The sequence below is a fragment of the Streptomyces chilikensis genome (genome assembly GCF_001642695.1).
Taxonomy (GTDB): domain Bacteria; phylum Actinomycetota; class Actinomycetes; order Streptomycetales; family Streptomycetaceae; genus Streptomyces; species Streptomyces chilikensis.
In genome coordinates this window covers 3,825,707-3,831,795 of sequence record NZ_LWCC02000005.1, presented here as the reverse complement: position 1 = coordinate 3,831,795, position 6,089 = coordinate 3,825,707, and the positions used below count along the sequence as shown (strand labels likewise).

At 74.0% G+C, this 6,089-nt stretch carries 4 protein-coding genes and 1 pseudogene; all 5 read right to left on the bottom strand.

What is annotated here, in order from left to right:
• Positions 1–259: pseudogene (locus tag A2U95_RS17100) on the bottom strand (hypothetical protein); the annotation flags it as partial.
• Entirely contained in the window at positions 244–1,416 is a 1,173-nt protein-coding gene (locus A2U95_RS17095) for a ParA family protein (protein WP_166023500.1), read from the bottom strand. The gene A2U95_RS17095 and the pseudogene A2U95_RS17100, both read right to left, overlap by 16 nt.
• A gap of 388 nt (positions 1,417–1,804) precedes the next feature.
• Positions 1,805–2,917, bottom strand: a complete 1,113-nt coding sequence (gene ald / locus A2U95_RS17090; RefSeq protein WP_166025307.1) for an alanine dehydrogenase — start codon at positions 2,915–2,917, stop codon at positions 1,805–1,807.
• A gap of 245 nt (positions 2,918–3,162) precedes the next feature.
• Positions 3,163–5,214: a tetratricopeptide repeat protein gene (locus tag A2U95_RS17085; RefSeq protein ID WP_166023498.1), complete on the bottom strand. Its 2,052-nt coding sequence runs from the start codon at positions 5,212–5,214 to the stop codon at positions 3,163–3,165.
• 200 nt (positions 5,215–5,414) lie between these two features.
• The gene (locus A2U95_RS17080) at positions 5,415–6,050 is read right to left on the bottom strand and encodes an NUDIX domain-containing protein (RefSeq protein WP_166025304.1); all 636 of its coding nucleotides are present in this window, start codon (positions 6,048–6,050) and stop codon (positions 5,415–5,417) included.
• Between the last annotated feature and the right edge of the window lie 39 nt (positions 6,051–6,089).

Below are 6,089 nucleotides of genomic sequence, written 5' to 3'. Positions count from 1 at the left end.
CGCCCGGTTCCCCGGCGGCCGCGTCGGCCACGGCGTGCTCGGCGGCCTGCGCGTCGCCGGCCTGCGCGGGCACCGAGGGCGGCAGGCCCTCGGCGCCGTCCCGCGCGACGGCGGGGTCGTCCTCGGTGGCCGGCGCCGGCACCCGTGCCTCGGCGCGCTCGGTGGCGGCCTGGCGACGCGGCGAGGAGGACTGGAGGCCGGAGCCCCCGGTGGTGCGGAACAGCTCGTCGGCTCCGGGCAGACTCACTCGGCGTGACACCGGGCGAGCACCTCCCTGGCGAGCTGGCGGTAGGCGGCGGCGCCGACGGAGTTGGACGCGTACGTGGTGATCGGCTCGCCGGCCACGGTGGTCTCCGGGAAGCGGACGGTCCGCCCGATCACCGTGTGGTAGACGTGGTCGTCGAACGCCTCGACCACGCGCGCCAGCACCTCCCGGCTGTGCACCGTGCGGGAGTCGTACATCGTGGCGAGGATGCCGTCGAGCTCCAGCTCCGGGTTGAGCCGCTCCTGGACCTTCTCGATGGTCTCGGTCAGCAGCGCCACGCCGCGCAGCGCGAAGAACTCGCACTCCAGCGGCACGATCACCTTGTGGGCGGCCGTCAGGGCGTTGACCGTGAGCAGGCCCAGCGAGGGCTGGCAGTCGATCACGATGTAGTCGTACTCGGACATCAGCGGCTTGAGCGCCCGCTGCAGCGTCGACTCGCGGGCGACCTCGGAGACCAGCTGGACCTCGGCGGCGGAGAGGTCGATGTTGCTCGGCAGCAGGTCCATGTTGGGGACCGCCGTCTTGAGCAGGACCTCGTCCGCCGCCATGCCCCGCTCCATGAGCAGGTTGTAGACGGTGAGGTCGAGCTCCATCGGGTTCACGCCGAGGCCGACCGAGAGCGCGCCCTGCGGGTCGAAGTCGACCAGCAGGACCCGGCGGCCGTACTCGGCCAGCGCCGCGCCCAGGTTGATGGTCGACGTCGTCTTGCCGACGCCGCCCTTCTGGTTGCACATCGCGATGATCTTCGCGGGGCCGTGGTCGGTCAGCGGCCCGGGGATCGGGAAGTACGGCAGGGGACGCCCGGTCGGGCCGATGCGCTCACGACGCTGGCGGGCGGCGTCGGGCGCGAGGGTGGCCGCGTACTCGGGGTCCGGCTCGTATTCGGCGTCGGGGTCGTAGAAGTGACCTTCGGGCAGTTCGTCGTATTCGGCGAAGTGGTCGGGCGCGCCACTTGCGTCGCCGGTCATGGCGTTCACGTGATGGGCATCCATGCTCTGGTGTGCTGTCGGAGCCAGGTGGTGGTGCTGGCTCTGGTGGGCTGCGAAGGTACGGACCGCGACGGAGCCGACAGCCTCGATTCCGGCGGGTCCGGTGCCCCCCGCAGGCGTTCCTGGCTGACCACCCCCGGGAGTAAATGTCGACTCATTCACAAGTCGTCTTACCTCCTTGGTGACCAGGAAACTTCTAGACAGGTCAGCGTGGCACCATGCCGACGATGGGCGACTCTATGGCGTGTCGACCGTTCGCAGCAACACAATCCGCCGGACCCGGCCCGCCGTGTCCCTTCCGGACGCGCCCGTTGTCAAGGGCGTACGCGCGTCGCACGGCACGATTCACCCGGGTGCACAACGTCCGAAATCCGACGTCGAGTTGGCGGCCCGCGACGCCCACCGCCCGTTCAGCGGGCCGCGGACACGCCACCGGCCGGACCTGGTCGCCCAAGGTCCGGCCGGTTTCGCGGTGTTGACAGCCGGGTTGACGGTCGTGGTGACCGTCTCGTCATGTCGGAATGTCGACTCGGCCGTGTTTACGGCTCGTTCAGCCGAGCACCCTCTCCAGGGCGACGTGCTCCATGCCGTGCGCCTCGGCGACCTGCCGGTACACGACCTGGCCGTCGTGGACGTTGAGGCCCTTGGCGAGCGCCGGGTCACGGCGCAGCGCCTCGACCCAGCCGCGGTTCGCGAGCTGGACGACGTAGGGCAGCGTGGCGTTGGTCAGCGCGTAGGTGGAGGTGTTCGGCACCGCGCCCGGCATGTTGGCGACGCAGTAGAAGACCGAGTCGTGGACCTTGAAGGTCGGCTCGGCGTGGGTGGTGGGGCGGGAGTCCTCGAAGCAGCCGCCCTGGTCGATCGCGATGTCGACAAGGACACTTCCCGGCTTCATGCGGGAGACCAGCTCGTTGGTGACCAGCTTGGGCGCCTTGGCGCCCGGGATCAGCACCGCGCCGACCACCAGGTCGGCCTCCAGGAGCGCCTTCTCGATCTCGAAGGAGTTGGAGACGACCGTCTGCACCTTCGTGCCGAAGACCTTGTCGGCCTCGCGGAGCTTGTTGACGTTCAGGTCGAGCAGCGTGACCTGGAAGCCCATGCCGACGGCGATCTGGGTGGCGTTCCAGCCGGAGACGCCGCCGCCGAGCACGACCGCCTTGGACGGGGCGACGCCCGGGACGCCGCCCGGCAGCACGCCGCGGCCGCCGTTGGCGCGCATCAGCTGGTAGGCGCCGACCTGCGGGGCCAGCCGGCCGGCGACCTCGGACATCGGGGCGAGCAGCGGGAGCGCGCGGTCGACCTCGACGGTCTCGTAGGCGATGGCGGTGGTGCCGGAGGCGACCAGCGCCTCGGTGCCCGGGCGGTCGGCGGCGAGGTGCAGGTACGTGAAGAGGACCTGGTCCTTGCGGAGGCGGTGGTACTCCTCCGCGACCGGCTCCTTGACCTTGAGGATCATGTCGGCGGCGGCCCAGACCTCGTCGGCGGTCTCCAGGATCCGGGCGCCGGCCGCGGTGTACTCCTCGTCGGTGATCGACGAGCCGAGGCCCGCGTTCCGCTCGACGACGACCTCGTGGCCGTTGCGCACCAGCTCGTGGACACCCGAGGGGGTGATGGCCACGCGGAACTCGTTGTTCTTGACCTCGCGGGGGATGCCGACCTTCACGTCGATCACGGTCCTTGCAGTCGGGGGCTTGAGGGCGCGCACGCGACGGCGCGGTGACACCGGGGCATGCACGGATATACCGGTCGCTTGTGAGCACACCGGATACACGCCGGAGAACCGGCGACCTGGCCAGTCTAATGAAGGAATCCCCGCTGTCTAGCCTTGTAAAACAAGTGATACCCGAGGGATACGCCACGGATTTCTTAGGCGCAGAGAGACGTACGGTGATGATCCGCTCCGTACCGTCACCGCCCTCTCCCCCGCCCCGGCCACGGGGAGGGGCCGTCACCGAGCATCCGTCCGGCGGTCTCCCGGTGCAGGCGGGCCGCGGCCGGGTCCCCGAGGCGCTCCAGGGTGCCGGCCAGCCGCAGGTGCAGGCCCGCCTCCAGCCGCTCGTCCCCGGCCCGGCGGGCCCAGGCGACGGCCTCCCGGCAGGTCCGCAGCGCCTCCTCGAACCGCCCGGTGTGCTCCTGGGCGTGTGCCAGCTCGCCCAGCGCCCGGGCGCACGCGGGCACGTCGCCGCCCCGCCGGTGCTCGGTGAGGGCGGCCCGCCAGTGGCGCAGCGCCTCCTCGTGGCGGCCGGCGCGGGCGTGGGCGGTGGCGATCCGGCCGTAGAGGCGGGCGGCGTCGGCGCGCTGGTCGCGGGCGAGGCGTTCGGCGAGCGCGCGGCCGTACCAGTCGGCGGCGCGGTCGAGGTCGCCGAGTTCCTGGTGGGCGCCGCCGAGGGATTCCATGGCCCGCCCGACGGCGTAGGGGTCCGCGCCCTCGCGCGCGGCGTCCAGGGCGGCCCGGTAGCGGGTCAGCGCCTCGGCGGTGCGCCCGGTGCGGGCGTCGAGGTCGGCCAGGTTGAGCAGGGCGGCCGCCTTCTCGCGGGCGAGGCCGCGCCGCTCGGCGACGTCCAGCACCAGCCGGTGGACGTCGTACAGGTCGTCGGCCGCCTCCTCGGTGCCGACGTGCGCGATCAGCGCCCGCACCAGCTGGGACATCAGCCGCCTGGCCAGGGTGTCCAGCTGCCCGTCGGCGACGGCGAGCCGGGCGGCCGACAGGAGTGCCGTCCGGCGCTCGTCGAGCCAGGCGGCGGCCTCCTGCGGTCCGGCGAAGCGCAGGGCGCGCGGCAGCGCCTGCTGCCGCGCGCGGGCGGCCTCCCCGCTCCCGGCGGCGATCCGGCAGGCGTACAGCACGCGCACCGTCCGCTCCAGCATCCTGGCCCGCGCCAGCCGCAGCTCCTCGGGGCGGTCCAGTCGCGCGGCGAGGGCGGACAGCAGGGGGTGGAGGCAGCCGGGGACCTCGTAGAGCGGTCCGGAGGCGGGCACCCGGCGCAGCAGGGCCAGGCCGTCGAACTTCTCCAGGGCCTCGGCCGCGGCCTGCGGGGAGCAGCCGGCCAGGGCGGACGCGCCGTGCGGGTCGACCAGCCCGGCGGGGGCGAGGGAGAACAGCCGCAGCATCCTCGCGACGGCGGCGGGCAGGCCGTCGTGGACCAGTCCCAGCATCCGGTCGAGGGGGCCGGCCCCCGGATCCGCGCGCAGCTGGGCCACCAGGTCGGCGACGGCCACCTCGGGGCGGTCGGCGAGCCAGCCGCCGGCGAGCAGCAGGGTGGCCGGTTCCCCGTGGCACTCCTCGGCGAGCTGCTGGGCGGCGCAGGGGTCGACGGTGACCCGGACGGGGCCGATGCGGCGGGTGAGCAGGTCCACGGCGGAGCGGACGTCCAGGCCGCCGACCACGCAGGGCCGCACGTCGGGGATGCCGGTGAGCGGGCCGCGGGAGACGGCGACGACCAGGCAGTCCGGGGAGTCGGGGACCAGTTCGTCGACCTGTTCGGCCTCGGTGGCGTCGTCGAGCAGCAGGACGGCCTTCCGGGTGGCCAGGGCGGCGCGCAGCGCCTCGGCCGGTTCGTCCTCGCCGGCGCCGGGCGGCGGGGCGGCGGGCAGGGCCTCCAGCAGGCGGCGGGCGGCGGTCGTGGTGGGGACCGGGTCCCCGCCGGGTTCGGTGAGCCGGGCGCGCAGCACGCCGTCGGGGTAGCGGCCGGCGACCAGCCGGACCAGTTCCCCGGCGAGGGCGGTGCGGCCCGCGCCGGGGCGGCTGGCGACCAGCAGGACCCGGGCGCGGGGGTCCTTGCGGCCGGCGAGGGTGTTGAGCCCGGCCCGCTCGATGTCGGCGAGGAGTTCCCTGAGTTCCCGGGTCCGCCCGAGGAAGCCGGAGGGCGGGGCGGACGACGGCGCCGGCGCGGGTGGCTCGCCGGAGGGCGTCCGCGCCGCTTCCGGCGCCCGGCTGCCGGTGTCCACCGCCTGGTCCGTCACGGGCCACACTCCCGTCCTGCACGCACGCGCCACCCCGTCGGCGGGGCCTTGCACGAGCGTAGTTCACATGGCGGCGGCGGTCCGGGGGACCACGCTCCCCCGGTCCCCCGACCGGACGCGGGTACGAGCCGCCCGCCCGGGCCGGAAGGCGCCCCCGCCGGGCCGGTCCGCGGGCCGGGCTCTCCTGCGTCCGGGAGGGACTACGCCTCGAACGGCCGGGCGGGCCACGGCGCCTCGGCGGGCCGCAGCGCGTCCAGTCCCTCCCCGGCGCGGGCGGCGACCAGCGACAGCACGCCGACGACCAGGCAGTTGTTGTGCAGCTCGCCCGACAGGACGCCGCGCACCAGGTCCGCCACCGGGACCCGCGCCAGTTCCATGTCGGACTCCTCGTGCTCGACCTCGAACCGGTCGCCCTCGGCGTCGGAGAGCCCGCGGGCCAGGAAGATCCGCACCGCCTCGTCGCAGCCGCCGGGCGTGGTGTAGACGTCCGCCAGCACCCGCCAGTCCTCGGCCTTGACGTGGGCCTCCTCGTACAACTCGCGCCGGGCGGCGTGCAGCGGGTTCTCGCCGGGGACGTCCAGCAGGCCGGCCGGGATCTCCCACAGCTTCTGGCGCACCGGGTGCCGGTACTGGCGCAGCACCACGGCGCGGTCCTCGTCGTCCAGTGCCAGGACGGCCACCGAGCCGGGGTGCACCTGGTAGTCGCGGCCCGCGACCGTGCCGTCGGGCATCACCACCTCGTCGGTCCGCACGGAGGTCTTGTTGCCCGTGAACGGGGTGCTCGACGAGCGGATCTCCCACTCCTCCGGAGCGTCCTTGATCACCGGGTCGTTCATCTGGGCGGTCCTCTCCACGAACTCGGAACTCGGCACGGG